This window comes from Nitrosospira sp. Is2, from assembly GCF_033095785.1.
Lineage (GTDB): Bacteria > Pseudomonadota > Gammaproteobacteria > Burkholderiales > Nitrosomonadaceae > Nitrosospira.
Genome location: NZ_CP137134.1, coordinates 1,524,075 through 1,548,437 on the forward strand (window position 1 = coordinate 1,524,075; position 24,363 = coordinate 1,548,437).

The 24,363-nt window shown below is 56.7% G+C and carries 20 protein-coding genes; 2 read left to right on the forward strand and 18 right to left on the reverse strand.

The window, feature by feature from the left end; translation table 11 throughout:
- Window positions 1-11: 11 nt before the first annotated feature.
- Both ileS and lspA read left to right on the forward strand, forming a co-directional pair.
- On the forward strand, window positions 12-2,840 hold the full coding sequence (ileS, locus tag R5L00_RS06685) for an isoleucine--tRNA ligase (protein WP_317653873.1): 2,829 nt from the start codon (window positions 12-14) through the stop codon (window positions 2,838-2,840).
- 21 nt (window positions 2,841-2,861) lie between these two features.
- The gene (lspA, locus tag R5L00_RS06690) at window positions 2,862-3,341 is read left to right on the forward strand and encodes a signal peptidase II (RefSeq protein ID WP_107693519.1); all 480 of its coding nucleotides are present in this window, start codon (window positions 2,862-2,864) and stop codon (window positions 3,339-3,341) included.
- A gap of 6 nt (window positions 3,342-3,347) precedes the next feature.
- Here lspA and R5L00_RS06695 read toward each other — a convergent pair whose 3' ends face one another.
- The 18 genes from R5L00_RS06695 to R5L00_RS06780 form a co-directional block, all read right to left on the reverse strand.
- Window positions 3,348-3,914, reverse strand: coding sequence for a cob(I)yrinic acid a,c-diamide adenosyltransferase (locus R5L00_RS06695; protein ID WP_317653874.1), 567 nt, complete (start codon window positions 3,912-3,914; stop codon window positions 3,348-3,350).
- 1 nt (window position 3,915) lies between these two features.
- Window positions 3,916-5,460, reverse strand: a complete 1,545-nt coding sequence (locus R5L00_RS06700; RefSeq protein WP_317653875.1) for a DEAD/DEAH box helicase — start codon at window positions 5,458-5,460, stop codon at window positions 3,916-3,918.
- A 176-nt stretch (window positions 5,461-5,636) separates the two neighbouring features.
- The gene (locus R5L00_RS06705) at window positions 5,637-6,419 is read right to left on the reverse strand and encodes a hypothetical protein (protein ID WP_317653876.1); all 783 of its coding nucleotides are present in this window, start codon (window positions 6,417-6,419) and stop codon (window positions 5,637-5,639) included.
- A gap of 229 nt (window positions 6,420-6,648) precedes the next feature.
- Complete coding sequence (locus R5L00_RS06710; RefSeq protein WP_107695110.1) at window positions 6,649-7,245, reverse strand: NapC/NirT family cytochrome c; 597 nt, start codon at window positions 7,243-7,245, stop codon at window positions 6,649-6,651.
- The gene (cycA, locus tag R5L00_RS06715; RefSeq protein WP_107695107.1) at window positions 7,245-7,955 is read right to left on the reverse strand and encodes a cytochrome c-550 CycA; all 711 of its coding nucleotides are present in this window, start codon (window positions 7,953-7,955) and stop codon (window positions 7,245-7,247) included. Before cycA ends, R5L00_RS06710 begins: the two co-directional genes overlap by 1 nt.
- 342 nt (window positions 7,956-8,297) lie before the next feature.
- A complete protein-coding gene (gene haoB / locus R5L00_RS06720) occupies window positions 8,298-9,398 on the reverse strand; it encodes a hydroxylamine oxidation protein HaoB (protein ID WP_317651783.1) in 1,101 nt (366 codons plus the stop codon).
- A 6-nt stretch (window positions 9,399-9,404) separates the two neighbouring features.
- Window positions 9,405-11,117, reverse strand: a complete 1,713-nt coding sequence (locus tag R5L00_RS06725) for a multiheme c-type cytochrome (RefSeq protein WP_107695109.1) — start codon at window positions 11,115-11,117, stop codon at window positions 9,405-9,407.
- Window positions 11,118-11,461: 344 nt separating this feature from the next.
- Window positions 11,462-12,562 (reverse strand): copper-containing nitrite reductase, encoded by a 1,101-nt coding sequence (nirK, locus tag R5L00_RS06730; protein WP_317653878.1) that lies wholly within the window; start codon window positions 12,560-12,562, stop codon window positions 11,462-11,464.
- 478 nt (window positions 12,563-13,040) lie between these two features.
- Complete coding sequence (locus tag R5L00_RS06735) at window positions 13,041-13,835, reverse strand: phosphate ABC transporter ATP-binding protein (protein ID WP_411555610.1); 795 nt, start codon at window positions 13,833-13,835, stop codon at window positions 13,041-13,043.
- Window positions 13,836-13,909: 74 nt separating this feature from the next.
- Entirely contained in the window at window positions 13,910-14,794 is an 885-nt protein-coding gene (gene pstA / locus R5L00_RS06740) for a phosphate ABC transporter permease PstA (RefSeq protein WP_317653882.1), read from the reverse strand.
- The gene (gene pstC, locus R5L00_RS06745; RefSeq protein ID WP_317653884.1) at window positions 14,781-15,665 is read right to left on the reverse strand and encodes a phosphate ABC transporter permease subunit PstC; all 885 of its coding nucleotides are present in this window, start codon (window positions 15,663-15,665) and stop codon (window positions 14,781-14,783) included. Before pstC ends, pstA begins: the two co-directional genes overlap by 14 nt.
- Complete coding sequence (locus R5L00_RS06750; RefSeq protein WP_317653885.1) at window positions 15,619-16,437, reverse strand: phosphate ABC transporter substrate-binding protein; 819 nt, start codon at window positions 16,435-16,437, stop codon at window positions 15,619-15,621. The genes pstC and R5L00_RS06750 overlap by 47 nt, the downstream gene beginning before the upstream one ends.
- Before the next feature lie 12 nt (window positions 16,438-16,449).
- The gene (locus R5L00_RS06755) at window positions 16,450-18,582 is read right to left on the reverse strand and encodes an FAD-dependent oxidoreductase (protein ID WP_107694569.1); all 2,133 of its coding nucleotides are present in this window, start codon (window positions 18,580-18,582) and stop codon (window positions 16,450-16,452) included.
- A 56-nt stretch (window positions 18,583-18,638) separates the two neighbouring features.
- On the reverse strand, window positions 18,639-19,592 hold the full coding sequence (locus R5L00_RS06760) for a radical SAM protein (RefSeq protein WP_317653887.1): 954 nt from the start codon (window positions 19,590-19,592) through the stop codon (window positions 18,639-18,641).
- 2 nt (window positions 19,593-19,594) lie between these two features.
- Entirely contained in the window at window positions 19,595-20,647 is a 1,053-nt protein-coding gene (locus R5L00_RS06765) for a methyltransferase domain-containing protein (protein WP_317653889.1), read from the reverse strand.
- Between the two features lie 17 nt (window positions 20,648-20,664).
- Window positions 20,665-21,351, reverse strand: coding sequence for a TIGR04283 family arsenosugar biosynthesis glycosyltransferase (locus R5L00_RS06770; protein ID WP_107694571.1), 687 nt, complete (start codon window positions 21,349-21,351; stop codon window positions 20,665-20,667).
- Window positions 21,338-22,033: a DUF2064 domain-containing protein gene (locus tag R5L00_RS06775; protein WP_317653892.1), complete on the reverse strand. Its 696-nt coding sequence runs from the start codon at window positions 22,031-22,033 to the stop codon at window positions 21,338-21,340. Before R5L00_RS06775 ends, R5L00_RS06770 begins: the two co-directional genes overlap by 14 nt.
- Window positions 22,034-22,462: 429 nt before the next feature.
- Window positions 22,463-24,301 carry an asparagine synthetase B family protein gene (locus tag R5L00_RS06780; RefSeq protein ID WP_317653893.1) on the reverse strand — a complete coding sequence of 613 codons (1,839 nt, stop codon included), beginning with the start codon at window positions 24,299-24,301 and terminating at the stop codon, window positions 22,463-22,465.
- Window positions 24,302-24,363: the final 62 nt, after the last annotated feature.

Genomic DNA, 24,363 nt, shown 5'->3' on the forward strand with positions numbered 1-24,363 from the left:
GCTTATCTCTCATGACCGACTATAAGAAGACGCTCAATCTGCCTGAAACGCCTTTTCCCATGCGCGGCGACCTTGCCAGGCGCGAGCCTGTCATGCTCAAGGCCTGGCAGGAGAAGAACCTCTACCAGAAAATCCGCGAAGTTTGCAAAGGCCGCCCCAAATTCGTGCTTCACGATGGTCCCCCATACGCCAATGGCGATATACACATCGGCCATGCGGTCAACAAGATATTGAAAGACATTATTATCAAGTCGAAGACGCTGGCCGGCTTCGACGCGCCTTATGTGCCTGGCTGGGATTGCCATGGGCTACCGATTGAGCATCAGATTGAGAAAAAGTATGGCAAAAATTTGCCGGGCGACACGGTGCGCGAACTGTGCCGCGCTTTTGCCCAGGAGCAGGTGACGCGGCAGAAGGCGGATTTCATTCGCTTGGGCGTGCTGGGTGACTGGGATCACCCCTACCTCACGATGGATTATGAGACGGAGGCGGGGATAATCCGCGCGCTCGGGAAGGTCTACGAAAGGGGATATCTCTATCAGGGACAAAAACCCGTCAACTGGTGCATAGATTGCGGTTCGGCGCTGGCGGAAGCGGAAGTTGAATATGAAGACAAGACTTCGCCGGCGATAGACGTAAAATTCAGGGTGGTGGATGCTGATGCGTTCTGGAAAAAAATCCGCAGCCAGTCGGGTGCCTCCGTTTCGACTGATGTATCAGCTAAACCGGTTAACGTAGTTATCTGGACAACCACACCGTGGACGTTGCCCGCAAACCAGGCGGTTAGCCTGAATCCTGACGCTTACTACATCGTCATGGATACAGGCAGTGAGTGCTTACTCCTCGCCGATGCACTGGCGGATAGCGCGCTGCAACGCTATGGCATCGATAGGGCCAGCGTTAACGTTTTGGGAGGATGTGCGGGGTGCCAGCTCGAAAATATCCTGTTGGAGCACCCATTCTACCCGCGGCAAGTGCCTATTATTCTCGGGGATCATGTGACGATGGAGGCGGGAACCGGCGCGGTGCACACTGCTCCGGCACATGGCGCGGATGACTATGTCGTGGGACAGAAGTATGGTTTGCCGGTTGAAAATCCCGTTGGAGACGATGGCCGCTTTTTTGCTCATGTGCCGCTCGTCGGTGGTCTCCTGGTGTGGAAAGCCAACGAGGTAGTAATTCAGCAGCTGGGGGCGAATGGCATGTTGCTGAAGATGGAGAAGCTTCAGCATAGCTATCCTCACTGCTGGCGGCATCGCACACCGATCATCTTTCGTGCAACGCCTCAGTGGTTTATTTCCATGGACAAGCGGGTCCGGAGCAGCGATCCGGAAGGGGTAAGCCAAACCTTGCGCGAAGCGGCGAAAGCTGCGGTGGAAGCAACTGCGTTTTATCCTTCCTGGGGTCGTGCGCGGCTGGATGCAATGGTCAAAACTCGCCCCGACTGGTGCGTGTCGCGGCAGCGCAAATGGGGAGTGCCGATGGCGCTGTTCGTAAACAGGGAAACGCAGGAACTGCACCCTCGCACCAGTGAGTTGTTGGAGCAGGTGGCGTGCCGCGTGGAGCAGCAGGGTATCGAAGGATGGTTCAGCCTGGACGCGGAGGAACTGCTTGGGCATGAAATCAAGGATTACAAGAAACTCACACATACGCTGGATGTGTGGTTCGACTCGGGAACAACCCATGATACGGTACTCAAACGCAACCCCGAGCTTTGTTATCCCGCCGATTTATATCTTGAGGGTTCCGACCAGCATCGGGGCTGGTTTCAGTCCTCTCTATTGACGGGTTGCGCAATTGACGGACGCGCCCCCTACGATGCATTGCTCACGCACGGTTTCGTCGTCGACGGGCATGGTCACAAGATGAGCAAATCCAAGGGCAATGTCATCGCGCCGCAAAAAGTGATGGACACCTGGGGAGCGGATATTCTTCGGCTGTGGGTCGGCTCTACCGACTATTCCGGAGAGCTTTCAATCTCTGACGAAATTCTCAAGCGCGTGGTTGAGAGCTACCGGCGCATACGCAACACGCTTCGATTTCTTCTTGCTAATCTGGCGGACTTCGATCCCGTGGCCGATGCGGTACCGATTGAGGAGTGGCTGGAAATCGACCGTTATATGCTGGCCTTCACGAGAAGGCTTCAGGATGATTTGACCGAGGATTACAAGCGCTACGATTTTCACCTCATCGTCCATCGTCTGCACAATTATTGTTCCGAGGACCTGGGCGGATTCTATCTCGACGTTCTCAAGGACCGGCTTTATACGGCGGCGGCAAAGGGCCTTCCGCGCCGATCGGCGCAAGGCGCGCTGCACCATATCGCCCACAGCCTGGTGCGGCTGTTTGCACCCATCCTGAGCTTTACAGCTGAAGAGGTGTGGCAATCTCTGATTGGCGCCACTGAGGATAGTGTTCTGTTGCATACATGGCATGAATTGCCGCTACAGCAGGATGAAGAAGCACTGATGGCCCGTTGGGCGCGGATCCGCCAATTGCGCTCCCAAGTTCAGGGACGATTGGAAGAGGCGCGCGTGCGGGGCGAGATCGGCTCATCGCTTGCTGCTGCCGTGGAGATACACACCTCGGGAGAGGATTTCTCGCTGCTCGACTCGCTTGGAGACGATCTCAGGTTGATATTGGTCACATCGTCGGCGCGAGTATCTCGTTCGGAGGATTCCGCGAGCGAAGCAACCCGGGTTACCCCTTCTGCACACCCGAAATGCGAGCGCTGCTGGCATTATCGCGCGGACGTAGGTGTCGACCCGTCGCACCCCACCATTTGCGGGCGCTGCGTATCCAATTTATATGGTTCTGGAGAGGCCCGGCGGTATGCCTGAGACAATGACGTGGCGGGCGGGATGAAATTGCAGGTCAGCCTTGCCCTTGCATTAGTTGTGCTGGTGCTGGATTTAGTCACCAAGCGCTGGGTGGAAGCTATATTATTTCACGGTGAACAAATTCCGCTGACGGCGTTTTTCAATCTGGTACTAACCTATAATGCCGGCGCCGCGTTCAGTTTTCTAAGTGACGCCGGCGGATGGCAACGCTGGTTTTTCAGCGTTGTTGCCGCGGGCGCTTCCATTCTCATCATCTATCTGCTGCGCAAGCATGCAGCGGACAAACTGTTTTGTCTGGCGTTGAGCCTGATATTAGGCGGTGCGCTAGGCAATCTGTGGGATCGCATTGCCTTGGGCCATGTGGTCGATTTCCTCGATTTCCATGTTGCCGGCTACCACTGGCCGGCGTTCAATATTGCCGACTCGGCCATTTTCCTCGGCGCGGCGTCGCTAATACTGGACAGTTTTTTGCGCAAGGAACCAAAAGTCAACGGCCAGTAAAGGCGCCTAAGCTGCCTCAATGCTACGCGTCTTACCCGGCTGCCACATCACGTCATCGACCCCGTGTTCACGGTTGAGGACGCGGCAGAGCACGAATAAAAGATCAGATAGGCGGTTAAGATAATGGATGTGGCAGGGTACCGCGGTTTCGGCGCGGTAAAGCCTCATCACGCACCGTTCGGCTCGTCGGCACACTGAACGCGCGACGTGGCATGTCGCGGCGAGAGGGGTTCCGCCAGGCAGTATGAATTCCTTTAGCGGAGCCAGGCTGGCGTTATATTCGTCGAGCTCTTTTTCCAGACGGCTGACTTGCGCTTCGTTCATGCTTACGCGTCCGGGAATGCTCAGGTCCCCACCCAGGTCGAATAAATCATGCTGGACATTTTCCATCCGGCTGCGCATATCCTCCTGAAGCCTGCCTGAAAGCAAGACCCCGATGTGGCTGTTTAATTCGTCCACTGTTCCGATAGCTTCGATACGCAGGCTCTCCTTGCCCGTTCGGCCTCCATCGCCGAGCCCTGTTGTACCGTCATCGCCGGTGCGCGTATAGATTCGGGTCAGGCGCTTTCCCATGTCACGACTCGTCCTGCTTGGGCTTGTCGGGTGGACGTGGCCGAAATAAAGCAGCCAATGGTTTGTTGTGTCGCCCTGGCCGATGATAATGTGACAGGCTATCTGTTGGCTGGGGGATTGAAGGGGCAGGCGAAGTTGGCTGCGATGGAATATAAGGCTGGGTGAATAACGGGTCCTCCACGCCTTTAGGTTTCCCTCCGCTCATGCGGGAGCGCCCCCGATAACTCTTGAGCTCCGCTTGGCCTCGGGACGATTGCCCGTCCGACGGGAGCGGTGACTTGCTTTTTTCCGCTGCGGCAGGGTGCGGCTCGACAGGCTTCTTCTGGCCCGATCTGGCTGCTTCGCCTCGATGGGCGTCCCTGACCTGCCCACGCTGTGATTCACCACCTTGGTCGAGTTTTGTGTCGGCCTCGAATCCAGTAATTACTCTGGAATCGAGTTTGAATTTGAGAAGTTTCTCTATGCCGTTCAGCAGTTCCTGCTCATCCTCGCACACGAGGGAAATTGCATCACCTTTGGTGCCGGCGCGACCCGTACGACCGATCCGGTGAATATAATCCTCGGGCGTAGTAGGCAACTCGAAGTTAACCACATGTGGCAGGTCTTCGATGTCTAACCCGCGTGCGGCAACATCGGTTGCCACCAGCACGCTGGCAATGCCTTCCTTGAATTCCGCCAACGCCTGAGTACGTTGTGGCTGGCTTTTATCGCCATGAATCGCCGTAGCCGTAATTCCGTCTCTTTCCAACTGCTGAGCCAAACGGCTGGCGCCGTGCTTGGTGCGAACAAAAACCAGAACCTGTTTCAGATCCTGCGACTTGATCAGGTAGGTTAAGAGCTCTCGTTTACGGGTTCGCGATACGGGATAGACTACATGCGTGATGAGTTCAGCTATCGAATTTTGCCTTGCCACTTCGATCAGTACCGGATCTTTTAGCAGGGTGTTCGCAAGTTTCTTGATTTCCCCGGAGAATGTGGCCGAGAACATGAGGCTCTGACGCTGTGGCGGCAATAGGGTGAGGATACGCTTGATATCCGGCAGAAAACCCATATCCAGCATCCGGTCGGCTTCGTCCAGTATGAGAATTTCAAGTTTGGAGAGCGTTAAGGTTTTTTGCTGTATGTGATCGATGAGGCGTCCCGGCGTTGCCACCAGAATCTCGACTCCAGCACGTAATGCTTTTATTTGCGGATCGATGTCGACTCCGCCATAAATCGCGCTGCACCTGAGCGGAAGGTATTTGCCGTAGGCCTTTACGCTCTCGTATACCTGGACCGCCAGTTCGCGTGTAGGCACGAGTATAAGGGCGCGGATAGGATGCCGGGCGGGGGACGCGCTGGTGCTGGCGCCGGGCTGCAGGCGGTGCAGCATCGGCAAGGTAAAACCTGCCGTCTTGCCGGTACCTGTTTGCGCACCACCCATTATGTCCTTGCCTGCAAGGATGGGCGGAATCGCCTGAGTCTGGATCGGAGTGGGTTCTGTATAACCTTGATCTGCGATCGCGCGAATGATTTCAGCGGAAAGATTGAGTTGAGCGAATGACATATATATTACGTTTGAATCGCCCAACGTTGACGGTTGGAGCGGTTCAAACAGAACAGTTTATAAATAGGAAAATTGTGGAGGACAAGGGCTGAAAATAAATGTGTGCGGCGTTTTGTGCGTAAACGGGTCATTGATTAATTGTTATTGTTAGACTGTCAGCAAGATGTAAAATTCATTCAGTCATTTCTCACGCCTTGCTCAGCGTTTTTTGGCTTCCCTGCCTTAACCCAGTCCGTGCCTTTTTTTAGCGTCTTTAATAACACAGGTGCGGACCCAATGGCGACCGCGTCAACAAGGCAATACCATGCAGCGACACCGCTCGGCGGATTCCCTTGTGTCAACTGGAAGATCGGTTCAAGCGTCGCCCATTTCCAGGTCCCCGCGGCGGTACCAATCAGCTCCAACCAGGTGGTAATAAAAAAGGCAGCCAGGTAAACCATGGGGGAGCGGCCCTTGAACAGGTAAATCAGAAAAACACAAAACAGCAGCGCCCCAACCTGGTCGCCTTGCTCAGGATATCCGCTGATTCCCCACAGTGACCACGCTCCGCATGTCGCGATTACAAAGGCTGCTATCTTTCGGGCATGCAGCAGAAAAAGACCGGACCGGGCGAGGGCGACGGCGGTCAGATAAACCATTCCATGACCGGGCGGAACGTACGCCGGTACGTTCCCGAATCGATAAGTATAGCCACCCATGTAGATGGAAGCGAAGTGCTCCCCCAACGTAGCAAATGCCACGGCCACGATAACTTGCATCCTGACTTCCTTGTTCTCGCCCAGTAGCAACCCGAACAGAAATGACCACGCGATGAGACCCATGGTATTTTGCTGCTCTAGGCTGCCATTTGCGTCGAGGTTAAGGCTGATCGCGACGCAAGTGAATGTCAGGGTCGCGATGAAGTAGTCACGAATTCGATGAACACCGGACGTATTTGGTTGGGGAAAGTGACGCAGCATTATCTTCTATGCGCTACTACTTGTAAGAAACGCTCAGTATACTGCCATTTGAGCGAAGACGGAGATCGGGAATCTACGCGTAAAACCCCGCTTGAAAATGATGGTCGAAATTCAGTGCGACAGGCTTAAATAATTGAAACCGCTGGCCCCTCGAAAGGAGCAGCCAGCGGTTTGGTTGAAGTAACAGGAAACGCCGCAGAAGCGATACGATGCAAGAGGATAGATCGCGCTACTCCTCATCCTCGTCATCGTCCTCATCCTTTTTCTCGGGTTTGAGGACCATCTTGCCCTGCTTTTTGCTCTCGTTGAGGTCGGTCTCCGGGGCTTCCTTGTGCACCAGGTTCTGATGGCAGTCGATGCAGGTGGCGCCCTCGGTTTCCATCTTCTTGTGCGCAGCCTTGGCATCAGCTCCCGGGGGCTGGGGATTCTTGTGACATTCCCGGCAGGTGTTGCTGTCCCATTTCTTCAGGTTCATGCGCGCATCGTGCGCCATGATCAGCCTGCGCTCGTTGAATTTCTCCAGCGTGGAATAGTCGTTGGCAAATTCCAGGTACAGCTCGCGCGCACCGTCGACCACGTGCGTGGCCACGGCCAGGTGGAAGTTCTTGAAGCCCTGCGGGATGTGACAGTCCTTGCAGCCGGGGTTGGCGCCCAGTGCCCCATAGTGCGATGAATTCTTCAACTCATCATGAGGATAGGTCATGGAATGACAGCTGGTGCAGAATTCAGTGGTGGAGACGGCGGCCTCGCCGCCGAATACCACCGCCACCATCACAATCCCCAGCAGCGCGCCTGTGAGCAGGGAGCCGCCTGCCTTGATTCCCATCAGTCGTCTACCTCGGTCTTCTTGCCAACCTTGGCCTTGGACTGGAAGTCGTCATGGTACTTGAACTTGGGATCTCCCTCGAAGACGCCGTCCAGTTTGTAGTGCTCGTGCATGGCCTTGACGTCCTTTACGTATTTGTCAAAGTTGAAGGTGTATTTCTTGTCCACACCCGGGTGATAGGGGGTGTAGGGCTTCTTGACACCCTTCCAGGGCGAGCCTTCATAGTTCATGTGGCAGGCATTGCAGCTCTCTTCAAAGGCAAAGTCCTGTCCGGCATCGGCCAGCGATGAGCGCGGGGCGGTCTTCTTCGATTTCTCATAGGCCGCACCCGATTTGCGGTGCATGCCCCGGTACTTCGATCCCGGTCCATGGCACGATTCGCAGCCCACGCCGGTCAGGAACTTGTTGGGGTCATCAACCGTGTAGCCGCCTTCCTTGCCCCAGCCGTCAACATGGCAGCCTACGCAATCCTTGTCCTTGGTGTAATCCTTTTTAGGATCGAGCTTGGCCTTTTTCTTGGCCTCCTCCTTGGTGCCGGGCTTTAACGATTCCATGGCCTTGGCGTGCGCCGTGTCTCCCCAGGATTCAGCCTGGCTCTTGTGACAGGAACTGCATTTCTTGCGGCCCTCAAACGATTGCGCGGCCGCACTCCCGGATATCACCGCAAACAGGGCTGCGGCGGCAAGTGCGAATGTCATGCGATGGCTCATGATCTCTCCTTTTTTTCTTTCGAAGACAATTGTATCCGTTGGGTTTTATGAATCTTCTATTTTGACCATAACTGTATCTCCGGTTTATGCAAACGGGTAGCACCAGTACCATGACTCTTTCTGGTACCACTGGTACCGGCACTGCGGACCTTGGCAGTATCAGTACTCTACATTATAGGCGCTTACGGCCGTTGCATGGTCACGCTTCGAAGCGTTGCCTGAGACCCCCCGCAGCGGGGATCAGGCAGCGGAGAGGACGCCCAGACCGCGTTGCGGTCTGGCGTCTCATGTTTCTTTTAAATAAACCCGTCGCCTTCCATTACGCAGGAGCACGGCGGGAGATCAGGTGCCCTCGGCAGGAGCGGGGGCGGGAACCGGGGCAGGGGTTGAGGCAGGGGCAGGAGCAGCAGCAGGAGCAGCGGATGGGATCTGGTAGACCCAGTAGCCGCCCTGCTGGTAGATGAGCTGCACGGGTTTCAGGTCAAGCGGGGTGGAATTGGTGAAGGGGAGCATCTGGGCAATCAGGCTGTTGCTGTTCTTGTCCGTGCGCAGGAAGTAGCCCCGCACCATCTTGTCGGAGATCGATTGCAGGGTGTAGGTGGTGAAGTTGTTTTCCTGCATCCAGTTCTTGAGATAGCCGATCAGGCCGTGCATGTTGCCTTCCATGGGGAAGTTCTTGTAGGTGATGTCAAACTGGTCGGGCCGCATCAGCCCGAGCTTGTACAGGTCGGTGACGTGGAGCGCAATATAGGCTTCGCGCCCGCCTGCAAGTTCGCGCAGGATGGCAGCGCCCTGCTCGGGCTCTGCAAGGAGGGCGTCGGTGAAGCGCTCGAATTTGCGCCGCTCTTCCTCGGTTGCGGGTGCGCCCCAGAACTGGTCTTCGTATTTGCGGATGGATTCTTCACGGTTGCGCCAGGGGGTGGGAATGATCAGGGGCTGCCCCACATGGGTGGTGAAGAGGGTGTCGCGCCCGGCCAGGAGCTTGATCTGGCGCGAGGTGTCCCACCAGCCGAGGATCAGTGCGTCCTTGGCTGCGTATTTGTCGATGGCGGCAGCCAGGGTGGTCAGTTCACCGAGTTTGCCGTCAACGGAGGCAACGAGTTCGCTGGTGTGGTTCTCCCAGTCGATGCGCACGGGCGGTGTCTGGCCGCGCCGGGCGGTGTGGCCAGAGGCCAGGGGCTTTTCGATCTCCTCGGCAAAGACTTCGTATTTGGCGATGGTGAGATCGGGCCAGGGTTCAAGTCCGAGCTTGCTGAATTTGTCCACGCTGCCTTCTTCCACCAGCTGGTAGCGGTAGGGTGCGGGGCCGGGGTTGAACCAGAGCCAGGCAAACCAGGCGAGCAAAAGAATTCCTCCCGCCACCAGGAGGATGCCCAGTGAGGGGAGGAGTCGGTTGTTGCGCCGCGCCGGGGTGAGGGCGCGGCTGGTAGTTGCAGATGTCAAGCTGGATTAGCGCTCGCTTCTTTCGCGCCGGCGCCAGCCTGCCAGCGCCAGGGTGCCCGCAAGCAGCATGCCGCCGCCAAGACCGCCCAGGGAGATCTTGTCATCCTTGCTGTTCAAGTCCAGAAGACCCGCACGGCGACCCGATTCCATCTTGGCTACCCGGGCCTGCAGGGCTGCCATTTCGCGTATCTTGGTGTTCTCGTCCATGATTTCGACGTAGGCGCGGTTCATGGGACCCCAGCCTTCGGTATAGGTCCAGCCGCCCGGGTTGACGTGCGCCAGTCCTACGTGAAGCTTGGGCAGGTCGTTCTCTCCCATTTCCAGCGCTTTCAGTTCGATGGCCGCAGGGTTGTTGTCCTTGGACCAGTAGAGCTGAGTGAAGCCGGCAAACATTTCTTTGTCAGGCGGCAGCGGCAACGGACGGTTGGTCTTCTGTCCGGTCAGCATGCCTTCCTTGTAGAGCTTCTCGGCGACTTCGTGCGCTTCCTTGTATTTGGCTAGGCCGTGCAAGGTGCCTTTGTCCATGAATTCAAGATAGGAGCGGGCAAAGCGCTCGGAATGGCAGGAGGTGCAGGTCTTGACCCAGGAGTCAAGGCGCGCTTCCGACCATTCGCTGGTGATGTTCTCGGCGATGCCAGGAACAGCCGGGTAGTTGGCCCAGCGGATCTTGCGAACCACGTTGTGGCTGTATTTGCCTTCGTATTCAAAGTGGCAGCCAGCACAGGTCGGGGCAGTCTGACCGCCTTTGCTGTAGGCGTCCTTCAGCGGTGCACTCCAGTTCCACTTGTCGCCCATCATCGAGACGATCTTGCCGTGCTTGCTCATGGAGTAGGCTTCCCAGTTGTTGTGGTCAACCCCGCTGTGGCAGGTGGCACAAGCTTCCGGTTTGCGTGATTCGGCCGCTGAGAATTCGTGACGGGTGTGGCAGGAGTCGCACTTGTTCTGGTTGGTGTGGCACATGCTGCAGCCTTCGGCTATCTCACGCTGGGGCATGGCGGCAAACACGGCAACTTCTACGTTGGCTTTCCAATCCAGTGCGTGCGAGGGACGTCCCTGCGGCCATTGGTTGTTCGGCCAGATCAAGGTGTCGCGCTCGGATTCGCGTTCGGCAAATTCGGCCAGGTGACACACGCCGCATACGTCCGCCGTGGGCATGCGCAGGTCTTTCATGTGGTCGGCCTTGCCCTTGGCGTTGATGTCAACGTGGCAGTCGATGCAGCCTACTTCCTTGAGCTTCTCGTTGGCGCCCAGCCGGTTCATCGAGCGAAGGTTCTTCTCGACTTCTTCCAGCTTGGCTTTCTTGTAGAAGGTGGGGTCTTCAGGCTTTAAGTTCCTGACCTTGTCCAGATTGGCGTGCGTGCTCTTCTTCCAGGCGCTCACCCATACCGGCGATTCGTCTGTGTGGCATTTGACGCATTCGTCCCGACCCGCCACTTCTTTCATGGAGGTCGGCGGCTTGTAGAACGAGGCCGGGTCAAAATACATGCTCATCGGAATCGGCTCCCAGTATTTGGCAAGGGTCCCGCGTCCAGCACCTTGCGCAGGATCCTTGTAGCGCTTGACCAGCGCTTCATGCAATTCCTTGGGCGAGGCCGATTGCTCCAGATTCAGCGCTTTGTATGTCTCTTTGGGTACGCTGGGAAAGTTAGCCCATGCAGTCGCGCTCAACAGCGCTCCACATGCCAGCGTAACCACCCTCAGCCAAGGCTTCGATGCCATCTCTTCTCTCCTATCTTCCGTAGTAATTTTTTTTGCTTAAACTTACCGCGCCGCCCCTGATCTTATTGATCTTATTATTACCGGCACGCGGTCCATCCCTATTTCAATCCGGTCCGCCCAATAAATCCCCCAAGGCAAATCCCAGCCTACTCTAAAACGCCGCATAGCCTAACCCGCATCCCCCTGTTGTGTCAAGAAAATTACAGGAGAATTAGACAGGCCATCGTCCTCTATGCAAACGCTAAAACCTCGTCCACATGGCCGTTTGAGGCGGCTTCTGTAGAAAAAAGCGGCTTCAACTTTCGTTGAAGCCGCTTTTCATTTTTGGAGCTTAAGCTTTGCTGTTAGTGATCCATTGCCGGGGTTGAATTCTCGTTTGGTTTCTTGAGTTGTATCATGAGATCGTCGTCCCATTTACCCTCGACATTCATGTGCGCTGCCGCACCCAGTAATACCGCCTCGATCAGGTTGTGGCTGAGGTACACGTACAGGCCGGGTTGCTTGAATTCATACAACGCCGCCACTGCAGAACCGCCGGGAACGAACCAGGTTTCCTGATTGGTAATCGGTATATCGGCAAATGAGCCGCCAACCCATACCAGGTCGCCATGGCCACCAATCAGGTGAGGCCTGGAATCGCGGTTGGCCTGGGCGTGAACGAACAGCACTTTCTCGCCCACTTTGGCCTTGAGCGCATTATCCCCGGTCAGAGCACCCACTGCGCCATTGAAGACGACATGGGTCGGGATAAGTCCCTTGGACAGTTCAAGCATCTCATGCATGCCTTCGGCAGGAGAGCCATAGGTCTTGAATTTGCCATCCGCACCCTTGGGCAGGTAGAGGTCCTGCTCGCCGACGTAGTAGACGCGGTCATAGCGCACAGGCTTGCCCTTGGCATCCTTCAGGCCATCGCGCGGCAATACCATGATGGCTCCATTCATGCCGGAGATGACGTGAAACGGGATCATGGTGCCGCCAGGGGCGCAGTGATAGACAAATACCCCAGGCTTGGTGGCTTTCCAGCGCACTACCACATCTTCACCCGGTGCAACCAGGGTCAGGCCAGCGCTGCCCAAGGCGCCAGTGGAGGCGTGAAAGTCCACATTGTGCGACATGCTGCTGGTCTTGGGGTTGACCAGCGTCAGTTCAACATAGTCATCCTGATGCACGACAATCAGCGGGCCCGGAACGGTACCGTTGAACGTCAGCGCCCACATCTTGGTGCCATCCGGTGCAACATCCACCAACTTCTCGATGGTCTCCATGCGGATCTTGACTACCTTCGGTCCACCCTTGGCCACCTGGTCGTGCTTGGGCGCAAAGGGCGGCGCCACCAGTTCCTGGGTTACCACCGGTAATTTGGAAACGTTGGTCGCCGCTATGGCCGGGACAGCGCTCATACACAGCAATCCCAAACCGACAACCCCTTGAACAACTTTGTCCATGTCTTCCCTCCATATATTGTTTATCACCGCGCATCATCCTGTGCGCCATTCCATCTGCCGTTCAATCCTGACTGCTCACCCTTTTCTGAAGAGCATCTCTAAAAATTCAAACCCCGCAGGCGCAAAAGCGCCTGCGGACGCATCGCGCCCGCTAAGACGCCATCATCCCGCAAAAAGGCTGAGGCAATATATATTCACGGGGGGAGAAAAACATTTTTCTGAACGACAACGAGGTATGCGCGAATTTCGAATTTTTAGAGATGCCCTTAAGAGCGAAGGCCCGGCAACTATACAGCTTTACAATTTACATGTCCATGGAGAAAGTTACCGAAATAGCATTGATGTGAAAAGGGTTTTTCAAGGCGGTAAACCTTCTGTCATGAATATTCGGCATGGCGGCGCGTGCCGTAAATTCGACCTGAGGCCCCTTGCCAATGCCTAATCGGATGTCTAACGGATGCTAAGCTGGCTTGATGCATCATCCACGGGCGCCATTTATATAAGCGGCAGTAAGTTCATGGGCGGGTGATTCAAATATCTGCCTGCAATGTCCAAATTCAACCAGCTGTCCCGCATGCTCCCTGATCCAGAAGAATGCCGCATAGTTTGCGATACGGCGAGCCTGCGCCAGGTTATGCGTCACAATAACGATGGTGTAGCGCCCGCGTAAGCGCTCGATGAGATCTTCCACGACACCGGAGGCGATCGGGTCCAAGGCGCTGCATGGCTCATCCATGAGCAGAATCTGGGGATTTAATGCGAGTGCGCGCGCAATGCAAAGGCGTTGCTGCTGTCCACCTGACAGGCTGAGCGCGGAAGTATGCAGCCGGTCGTGCACCTCTTCCCACAACCCGACATCCTGCAAGACGCGCTGTATGATGGCATCCGCTTCGCCGCGCCGGGTAATGCCATGTTCGCGCAAAGGCAACTCGATATTGCGATGGATTGAGAGCGGGAAAGGCGCGGGCTTCTGGAAGACCATGCCGATCTTCCGCCGTAGCACGCGCAAATCGCACGCAGGATCATGGATATCGCAATTATCAATGCGAATACGGCCTGTGATCCGGCAACCGGGGATCAGATCGGTGAGCCGGTTGAGCGAGGACAGGAAACTGGTTTTCCCACACCCGGAAGGACCGATCAGAGCAGTAATGCATCCGCGATAGATATTCAGGGAGAGGCTCTCCAATGCGGTCCTCGCCCCATAGCTAAGAGAGAAGTTCTCCACCTCGATTACGGGCTGAGGTTCGCAACATGCCGGACCCAACTGCATGGGTCCGAGGGTATACGCGTCGTCCTGGCCGATGAAGTGCCCCGACGCCGTTGTGCTGGATCGGCGTTTTATGTTCATTCCGGTGCTATCTTTCCTCGTTGCCAGCCTGCTGCCAGCTTCATCGCAAGGAGGTTGATGAGCAGCAGCGCAGCGATCAGCACCAGTGCAGAGGCATGAGCGGGCGCGTCCCCGCCGGGAACATTCATTGATAAATCGAAGATATGCACTGCCAGCGTACGCCCGGAATCGAGCAGGGACCCGGGCATGCGGTCGACATATCCGCTGGTAAATAATAAAGCCGCGGTTTCTGCCATGGCGCGGCCGATCCCCAGCAGCAACCCGGCTACCAGCGCAGGAGCCGCGGCGGGTAGCAACACATGATACAAGGTTCCTGCACGCGACATGCCCAACGCCACGGCTGATGAACGGTAGGTGTCCGGGACGGCACGCAAACCCGCCTCGGCGGTGCTGACAAGAATGGGCAGTAGCATGCAGGCCAGGGTCAGCCCTCCGGACAAAATGGAAAACCCGAGACCGAGATAGATGCTAAAAAAAATATTGCCGAACAGGCCAAAGACGATGGAGGGTACTGCGGCAAGAATCTGCAGACTGTAGCGCACTGTGTAGCCGAAGCGGCTGCGAGCCGATAGATATTCGGCAAGCATGACAGCCGCAGCCCAGCCTAGCGGTAGAGCCACAACCAAAGCGGTCAGGAGGACCAGGGTGGTGGAGACCAGGATGGAGTTGATGCCGCCGCCTCGCCCGGCGTTCTGCGGGGGGTCCATGATGAAGCTCCAGGAAAGATGTTCAATCCCACCGCGCACAAGATCGCTGAGTATCCACAGAAATACGCCGCTGACCAGAAAAGCGACAGCATATACGGTCCATCCCGCCATCCGGTCCCGCCGATCATTGCCGCGCGGCACAGCCGTTGCCCAGGCTGTTTCAGCTTGTCCCATGCCAGCTCCTTCCCAGCCGCGCTGCGGCGCTCCATAGCGTGATCACCAGCACCATGAGCGCCAAGCCCGACACGAACAAAGCAGCTCTGTGGTCGCTTACGGCGTATGGCATTTCCAATGCAATATTAGCGGCGAGCGTTCGTACCGGGTCGTACACGCTGGACGCGTGCTGCACTACATTCCCCGTTACCATCAACACAGCCATGGTTTCCCCGATGGCACGTCCGGCCGCAAGGATAACGCCCGCAGTGATGCCCATCCTCGCCGTTGGCAGAGCCACGCCGCGAATGATGCCCCAACGCGACATGCCCAGCGCGGCCGCGCCGCGCAGGTATTCATCGGGCACAGCCAGCAGCGCCGCGTGCGCCGTAAGCGCGATGGTGGGTAGAATCATTAACGTCAGCACCAGGATCCCCGCCAGCAAACTGGCGCCCGGGGGGTGCAATTGATTAATCAGCGGCACCAGGGTGGTCAATCCCCAGAAGCCATAGACCACTGAGGGAACGCCCGCGAGCAATTCGACCAGACGCCGGTAAATGCCGGCGACTTGGGGCGGCGCGTAGTACGCGACAAATAACGCAGAGGCTATGCCAAGTGGCGTCGCCAGCAATAACGCCCCTCCTGCGGCGTAAAGCGTGCCCGACAGCATAGGCGCGAGGTTATATGCCCTTTCGGTGGGCTGCCACGAGGGGTCAGTGACAAAGCGCACCGGCTGGATGTCCCTGAGAAGAGACGAGGACTCGGCCAGAAGGAAGAAAAGGATCAGCAGCACCAAGCCGGCCGCGATACCGGAGGCTATTCGCAGCAGCCAGAGAAACAGCGCGTCAATCGACGGTGACGGGAACGAAATATTGGGCTTCGACCAGGTCATGAACCTCCATGGAACGTGCGAAATCGATGAACTCCCGGGCCAGCCCTCCCGGCACAGCCCGTGTTACCAGATTCAGCGGCCGCGATAGCGGAAAAGTACCATTACGGACATTCGCCACCGTAGCAGCGACACCATCGAGCGGCAACAGCTTGATTGGCGTCCCATGCTTTGCTTCGTATGCGGCAGCGCCTATTGAAACGTAGCCGATTGCATTCCGGTTGCCCGCAACAGTTTTTATCCCCTGGGAGTTGTCGCCGATGATTACATGCGGCTTAACTTCGCTGTTCTTTAGATTAAGATAGTTCAAAAACAGCTCAAGCGTGGAACGTCCCTCGGCTTTGTTGACCACGGTAATAGGCGAATTCACCCCTCCCACTTCCTTCCAGTTCACAATTTTTCCGGTATAAATATCGATAAGCTGGCGCCGATTTAACACTACGGCGGGGTTGCTGGCGTGCACAATAACTGCAACCCCATCCAACGCGATAGTGTGGGTGCGCAAACCCCGCTCTTCCGGCTTCAGGTCGCGCGATACCATGCCGATGTCGGCAGTCCCATTGCGGACATCGTTAATCCCCCGCGAAGAACCACCGGTCTGCACATCTATTCGTGTTCCAGGATGCCGTGATTCGAACCGCCGAGCGATCTCCCCAGCTAAGGGCGCTATTGTGCTGGCACCTGTCAACACCAGTTTTTGTGCTGCAGTGTTCCCCACTGGGCTCCACCAAAGTCCCGCGATAAACATTACTGCGCTCGCCATTGCAAGTTTCATGTCCCTTTCCCCCTATCCTCGCCGCCAGGCGTGGTATTTTTCCACCCAATCAAGCAACCGGCCGGGCACATGCTCGCGCCTCCACTGTCCCGCAGCATACTTGTTCGCCTCGGACCAGGTCGGGTATGTATGAATCGTCCCAAGGATCTTGTTGAGGCCAAGGCCCTGTTTCATGGCGAGAACGAATTCCGCCAGCAGATCGCTGGCCCGTTCACCGACAATGGTGACCCCCAGAATGCGATCGCTGCCCGGCGGGGTAAGAACTTTCACAAACCCGTACGCCGCTTCATCCGTGATGGCGCGGTCGAGTTCTTTCAGGCTGTAGCGTGTTACCTCACATTTGATATCGCGTTTGCCGGCTTCCGCCTCAGATAATCCGACCCGCGCGAGCTCCGGGTGGGTAAATGTGGTCCATGGAATGACCGAGTAGTCCACCTTGAAGCGTTTCACGCCGCCAAATAAAGCGTTTACAGACGCGTACCATCCCTGGTGCCCCGCAACGTGGGTAAACTGATAAGGCCCGGCCACATCGCCGCAGGCATAGATGTTGGGATAAAGCGTCTGCAACCACGCATCGGTCTCGACGTTACCCTTCTTTGAAACCGGAATTCCCAACTCTTCCAGACCGAACCCTTTGGTATAAGCCATTCTTCCTACTGCGCACAGCATGGCATCAAAAGGTAGCGTTTTTTCAGTTCCATCCTGCTGACGCACGATCAATTGCTGTTCCCCTGCTTCGTATTCGCAACGAATAGCATCAGTTTGGGTTAACAAACGGACACCGTCGGCGCGCAATGCCGCTTCAATCAGCGCAACAGCATCCGCGTCCTCTCGCGTCAGCAAATCGTGATTGGCTACCAGCATCACCTCACAATCCAGGAGAGCGAATGCCTGTGCCAATTCACAGCCAATAGGACCGCCGCCTAACACAATCAGCCGTTCGGGACGCTCTGTGAGAGACCAGATTGTGTCTGATGTATAGTAGCGCGCGCGCTCCAAGCCCGGGATGGATGGGATGATGGGGCGGGAGCCGGTAGCCAGGACAATCGCGCGGGTTGTGATGGATCGACCGTTGACCTCTACCGTCCACGGAGAGGTAATGCGCGCCCTGCCGGCGATGACCTCCACCCCTAGTTCGGTGTAGCGCTGGGCGGAGTCGTGGGGTTCGACCGTTTGTATGACTCGGCGCACACGAGCCAATATGTCAGCGAAACTGTATTCGACGGTTGCGTGCGCGATGCCCAACTCGTTAGCGTGTCGGGCGTGCCGCAGGAACGCAGCAGACCGGATCAGTGCCTTGGAAGGGACACAACCAAAATTAAGACAATCTCCGCCCATCTTGTTTGCTTCAATAAGTGTCACCTTTGCGCGCGTAGCGGCTGCGACATAGGACGTTACCAGGCCGGCGGCCCCCGCGCCGATGACGACGAGATTACGCTCGAATCGCGTTGGCTTGGCCCACTTTTTGGCTCCCATTCTGCTCATCCTCACACGTCCGATACCCCACCGCGCCAGCCAGGGAAATACGGCCAGCAACGCGAGGGAACCGATCAGCCCGGGAGAAAGGAGCCCCGAAAGACTGGTAAGCGAACCCAGCTGGGTTCCGGCATTAACATAAACCGCGGTGCCCGCCATCATGCCCAACAGGCTGACCCAAAAGAAAGTGCGGGTTCGGATGGCCGTCAGTCCCATTAGCAGATTAATCATGAAGAAGGGAAAGATAGGCATCAGGCGCAACGTGAAGAGATAAAATGCGCCGTCCCGCTTGATGCCTTCGTCGATCACCGCCATGCGCCCACCGAAGCGCTTCTGGACCGCATCGCGAAACACGTACCGGGCGACCCAGAACGCGAGCGTCGCCCCAATACTCGCGGAAATGACCGCTACCGGGATCCCGACCAACAACCCGAAAATCGCGCCGCCCGCCAGAGTCATTACCGCAGCTCCAGGCAGGGAAAGGGCAGCGATAAGGATATAGACGATCGCGTAAAATCCTATTATGCGCAATGGCTGCGCCCGATAGGCCTGCTGCAGTTCATCGCGACTGTTCTTGAGGGTTTCGAGGGTAATGAAACGCTGGAGATCAAAAGCAAAAAACAATCCGCCCAGCAATACCAGCACTAAGAGCAACCACCAGCGTTTCATCCCGAGCGCCTTTAAAGAACAATCTTCGCTGAGAAGGGGGTCTGACGGGCCGCGCCTTAATCAACATTCCGCTTCATTTCGCTGCACGACGCGCCGTATTTAAAACAACTAAAGCATCGATGATGCTTCATGCTTACAGGCATTTGCAGGGCTTCGGTCAGCGTTTGCGCAAGAACGTAATCGGGGTCGTCATCCACTAGCGTACACGCGTAAACATACATGCTGCCGTCCCTTTTGACCACCATCTTGCTGAAGGAACACATGAACGACCGTCTTGTCTCTTGAGTATGGAATTCGGTCATGCAGCGTCCTGTAATCTCCGGCACTGCCACCTGCGTCTCCGGGGGATGAAATTCCGGAAACTCGACCAGCGTCAACTGCTCGGGTAACCCCGCGGAGCGAAAAACCTCGGCAAAGCCACCTGCCACCACATCCCCTGCCATGTCGGGCAGCTTTTGGTGCGCCACGGAAACATGAAAACCCATGCCGTGGAGCTCGCGCAAACCTTTCACCGCCTGGGCAAACATGCCTTCTCCACGGGCTGCGTCGTGGCGTGCGGGATCCGCATAGTCGAGGCTTACGCGGAAATGCAGTTCGTCTGAATGGTTGCGTAACGGTTTTAAGTGCTTGAGGCGTTTTATCAATGGCTCAGTCGCGTTCGTCAGCACCAGGCAGGGGCGGTGCCGCAATGCATAATCCAGGATGCGTATGATGTCCTTATTGACGAAAGGCTCCCCGCCGGTGAAGGAAAACTGCTTGACACCCAGGCTGAGCGCTTCATCGATATAGGGAGTCGCGTCCTCAAAACGCAACAGTTGCAAGCGATCGTCGCCCGGCTTCGAGCCTTCCAGGCAGAAAGGGCAGGACAAGTTGCAGGCCGTGCCGGTGTGAAACCAGAGTTCGTCCAGCGCATGCGCTTGGATAACGCCACGCGGTTCGCCGCTCCGGGTTAGCAACCAGTCTTGGGAACGGGCAGATGCCGCCGCTTCATGCCCTGGCCGCATGCCCATGCCTAGCAGCATCCACCGGCAAGCCCCGCCCCGGCACTATCGCCATCATCATATGGGAGCCCCACGCCGCAGCCGGGAAAAATACCGTAGTGCCGCTCGAAGCTGCCATAGAACTCGAAATGCGAGGCGAACCGGGTGTCGTGCAGCATGCGCCACGTGTTGCCGCAGACAGGAAAATGCTTTCCGGTTTCGAAGCGGTGATGCTTGTCGAGCACGAACACATGGGGGTGATAAGGTATGGTGCCGCGATAGACTACGGCTTGGCCATAGTCTTCGCATGCCGGCTCCAGATTGTCCAGCTTGAATAAGCGGTAAGTCGCGGAGTAAAAACGCATGTTGCCAGTGCGGCCAGCCAGCTCTGCGTTGCGCAGGACAATCCTGCGATCCTCTATCAAACGCGGGTCGTCAAACCCGTGCTTCAGCGAAAGGTTGATGAAATCGTTCCAGTACAGCGCGCCGCTTAGACACTCGCCATATAGAACGGGATCGGCGGCGAGTGTTGCCGGCACCCGCCGGTCAGTATAAATATCGGAAAAGTAGAGTTCACCGCCGGGCTTCAGCACCCGCCACGCCTCGCGCAGGACCGCTCCCTTGTCGGGTGCGAGGTTGAGCACGCAATTCGACACGATCACATCCACACTCGCATCAGGCAGTTTAAGCTCGGACAGGCGCTCGATGTAACCGTGCAGAAAACACACATTGCTGCTGCCATAACCGAACGCTTTACGGTGGTATTCCTCGTGGCGGCGCGCGACTGCCAATTGCTCTTCAGTCATATCAACCCCGATCACCTGCCCATTTTCTCCTACCAGTTTCGACAACACGTACACGTCGCGTCCGGCGCCGCACCCAAGATCGAGCACTGTCAGATCTTCAAGCAGTTCGGGCAGCACCAGCCCACACCCGTAGTAGCGCGCGAGCACCTCGCTGTGTACCTGGGCAAGTATCGGCTTCACATATTCGGGCAGGTCATCCCCGGTTGTGCAAGCATTGGTCTGAAGATCAAGCGACGAGCTTAAGGTTGCTCCGTAGTATTGCTGGACAATGTCATGCATGAATCTGCCTCCTAAAATCAGTTCGTTTTGGAGCGGTAGCGTGCGGCCAGCCTATCAGGCGAAGCGCCCCAAGCAAAAGCAAGCGCAAGATTGCGATTGATCCAGGTGCGGCGCCACCAGCCATCGCGGTGCCAGCGGCGGGGGTCCACGAGGATCGCTTCTTGTAACGGAACAAAGCCCCCCAGCCGGCGCAGTCCGTTTATCAAGGCGACTTCCTCGAACAGGGGCCAGGGCGAATGACCGCCTGCCTCCCAATATGCATTCCGCCGCATGAATAAACCCTGATCGCCATAAGGAACCCCGAACCGGCAACGCATGGCAATAGCCGGTTCCAGCAGCAGGGCAGGCCAAGCGCGAGGAAGATCGAAACGAAAGCGAAAATAGCCGCCGACCGCGCCTTGGTCGAGTGCCAACCGCATCGCGCTCAACGGGTCGGGACATAACCGGGTGTCGGCATGCAGGAACCATAACGCGTCCCCTTTTGCTAGCGCGGCGCCCGCGCGTAGTTGTTGCCCACGGCAAGGTTCGGCCGCCAGCCACTGCGCTCCATATTGCTGGCACACTCTTCCGCATGCCGGATTTCCCGCGCCGTCGACGACGATGATTTCAGGTGATGAGTCTGGCAACTGCCGCAACTGGCCGAGCAGATCCGCCAGCTTGTCCTCATCTTGGTAGCAGGGAATAATGACGCTAAACCTGGACATCGCCCGGTTCTCCCATGCTGACAATATCACAAGTCAACTGATACAACGCACGTCGCGCCGGCCGATGGTCGGCTTTCAATGCGGTTAGTAGACGAAAGACATCCTGCTCTTCATCCACGTCGAAACTTTGCGTGAGCATGGCAAGCGACTGTCCAGCCCCGCGGCAGCAGCCGGCCAGTGCCGAGCCCAGATGCGACGTGCTCCACGGCAAGGCGTCCAGCATGGGCCAACGCAGGCGGCTCCCCATTAGCACCACACCGCCATCGACGGCCGGCTTCAGAACAGTATCATGTTTTAGCAACGCCGCGCGGGCTGCGGAGTAGTCGGTGGCCGCAAGCACGGGTGCGTCACTGCCTATATAAATCAGGTGTGCGATCCCCCGATCGCGCAAAATATGATCGACAGCGTTCAGCCGTTGTCCCAGATTGCCGTCCGTTTGAGGCACGATATGAATTTTTGGCTGAAGCTGGGGTAATAAGGAGGCCGCCCAGGCATAATCGGAGGGGTGCGCAGGCGCGATGACCACCGGACCAGGCCAATCGCGGACGTCTTCCAATGCACAGGCGAGCAATGCCTCCGCAATACGCCTGGCCCCTTCCTGTCCCAGGCTCGCTGACAGCCGTTGCTTGCTGCTGCCGTATGCGGGACGCTTGCAAACAAGCACCAAAGTGGTTTCTGTCATGCCAGCGTCCCACCCGCGAACCTGAGAATCGAACGACGGATAACACTGTTACTCATGAGTATCCCGCTGGAATGCCCGATGACAAATCGAACTTCGCATAGCTTTGAGCAATGACGCTACTTTAGAGCGGTAGAATCTTTACATCATAGCCCGTATCTCACCGTCTGCCGCTCAATTTGCGCTGAACGCCGGGGCGAATTAAATCGCCGCGACTTGCTCACACAAATTCGCTTCCGTTCGGTTTTCGCCTTCCGGGCTTGGCGTACAAATCCATTCTCCTGCTGAATGACGGAACGAATCAAGCTCAAAGAAGGGAGAGCTACGGTGACGGGACTAGGGCGGATTATACGAAGGGCGGATTAGATATGACGACAGGGGAGTAAAATCAGGCTATTACAGGGGTACGAAGAGCTTTTCCGCAGAGACGAATCACCTTTGCCTGTACCATTGCTCCAGCATCATCAAAACCCAGACCATAGTGCCATGGTAACCGGCGTGCTCATCAAGATGGTGCCCGAGCAGCTTGTCGATGAAGTCGGCCCGGATAATATTACGTGACTTGAGACTGCTCAGGCTATCCGAAGCCAAACCCTGCAAACCTCGATGCTGTTGCAGCCAGACGCCAAAAGGCAAGCCGAAGCCGTGCTTTTGCTTCGCGATAATATCGTCGGGCAGAAATCCCCGAAGCGCTTCCTTAAAAAAATAACGTAGCTTCGTGCCGTTGAGCTTCAGATGAGGCTCCAACCGCAGCGAGAAAGCCACGATCTCGTCGCTGATCAGGGGAAATGCGACCTCCATCGCCGCCAACTCGCAAGCCTTTGCCACTTTGGGCAGGTCGTTATCAGCGAGCGTGAACTTGCGATCAAAAGCAAGCATGCGATTAATTAGGCTGGTGGCGTTGTTCTCGTGATAGACGTCGTCAAGCAGGGCAGCCGGGTTGCTGGGGTTAACGGTTCCAAGGAATTCACGCGTAAAAACTTCCGCAGCCCCGTACCGCTCCAGCAGGTTATATGTTTCTGTTCGCGCCGGCATCGGGATCGATGCTTGTTCAATATAACTCCGCGCCTTTTGTACCAGCGGTAACGCAGCCCCACCCGGCAGGCCAAAAATGAGCGGCTCAAGGATACCCTTGCGCATCAGGGAGGGGGCCTTTTCATAGAGCGAAAACAGGTGTTGTTTGGCGTAACGGGAATTGCCGCCGAACAGTTCGTCCCCGCCGTCACCCCCCAACATTCTGGCCAAGCCGTCAGCTTTAGCCATTTGGCCACAATAGAAAGCCGGTATGGCCGACGCATTCCCAAAAGGTTGATCGAAAACGGCTGCGACTTGCGGGATCGTGTTCACGATGTCATCGGGCGTAACGTAATACTCGTGATGACGGGTGGAAAAATGTCTGGCCGCGATTCGCGCATACTCCATTTCGTCATAACCCGACGCGTCAAAACCGATGGAGTAGGTGTGGGCTGGGCCGCCCGACACCTCTCCCAATATTCCGGCAATGGTCGAGCTGTCTGTGCCGCCGCTAAGGAAGGCTCCAACTTGCTGATCGCCTACCGCGTCGCGCACGCTGGAGCGCAGCAAGTTTAGAAATTCCTGCTGGAGCTCCTGAAAAGGGCGCTTCTCGTTTTCCACGAACTGCATTCGCCAATATTTGCGAATCTCGACATGGCCCTTTCGATAAAAGAGGTATTCGCCGGGCAAGAGGCGTTTCTGGTCCTGGTAAATAGTATCCGGACCCGGCACCATGTGAAAGTACACATAGTTGTATACGCTTTGAGGGGCGATTTCGGATCGGGATCGGGGATGTATATTAATTGCGTCCGCCGACGAGCCAAAGACCAGCCCGCCCCCATGCTCCTGGTAGGCTAGAGGGTTAATGCCCATCCGGTCTACCGCCAGAACGCCTTCCTGCGCGGCTTCATCCAGAATGCATAAGGAAAACACTCCTGTCAGACTCTCAAGGGCTTTTTCGCCTCGCTCACGCCACTCGCGCCCCAAGGTCCTTGCCACCCCTTCGGTGCGCGCAAGCTGGACTAAGCGCGGCTCGCGCAAGCGGGGCCGCCCCCATAACGCGACCAGAAGCCCATCCTGCTTATGAATATGTCTGCTATCGCTGCTTGCCGCAACTGCCACCGCGCTGTTTCCTTCAGCATCAGCCTCAACCTCGCTCGCATCAAACCGAGCCAGAGGGGCGGCCATTCGCTGCACGAGCTGCATATTTTCAATAACGGAGGCACTATGGCCTATCCAACCGCACAATCCGCTCAAAACAGTTCTCCCGTTTTTTTACATCATCCTGCTTTTGTCACTGGCTCTGCTGGCTACGAGCG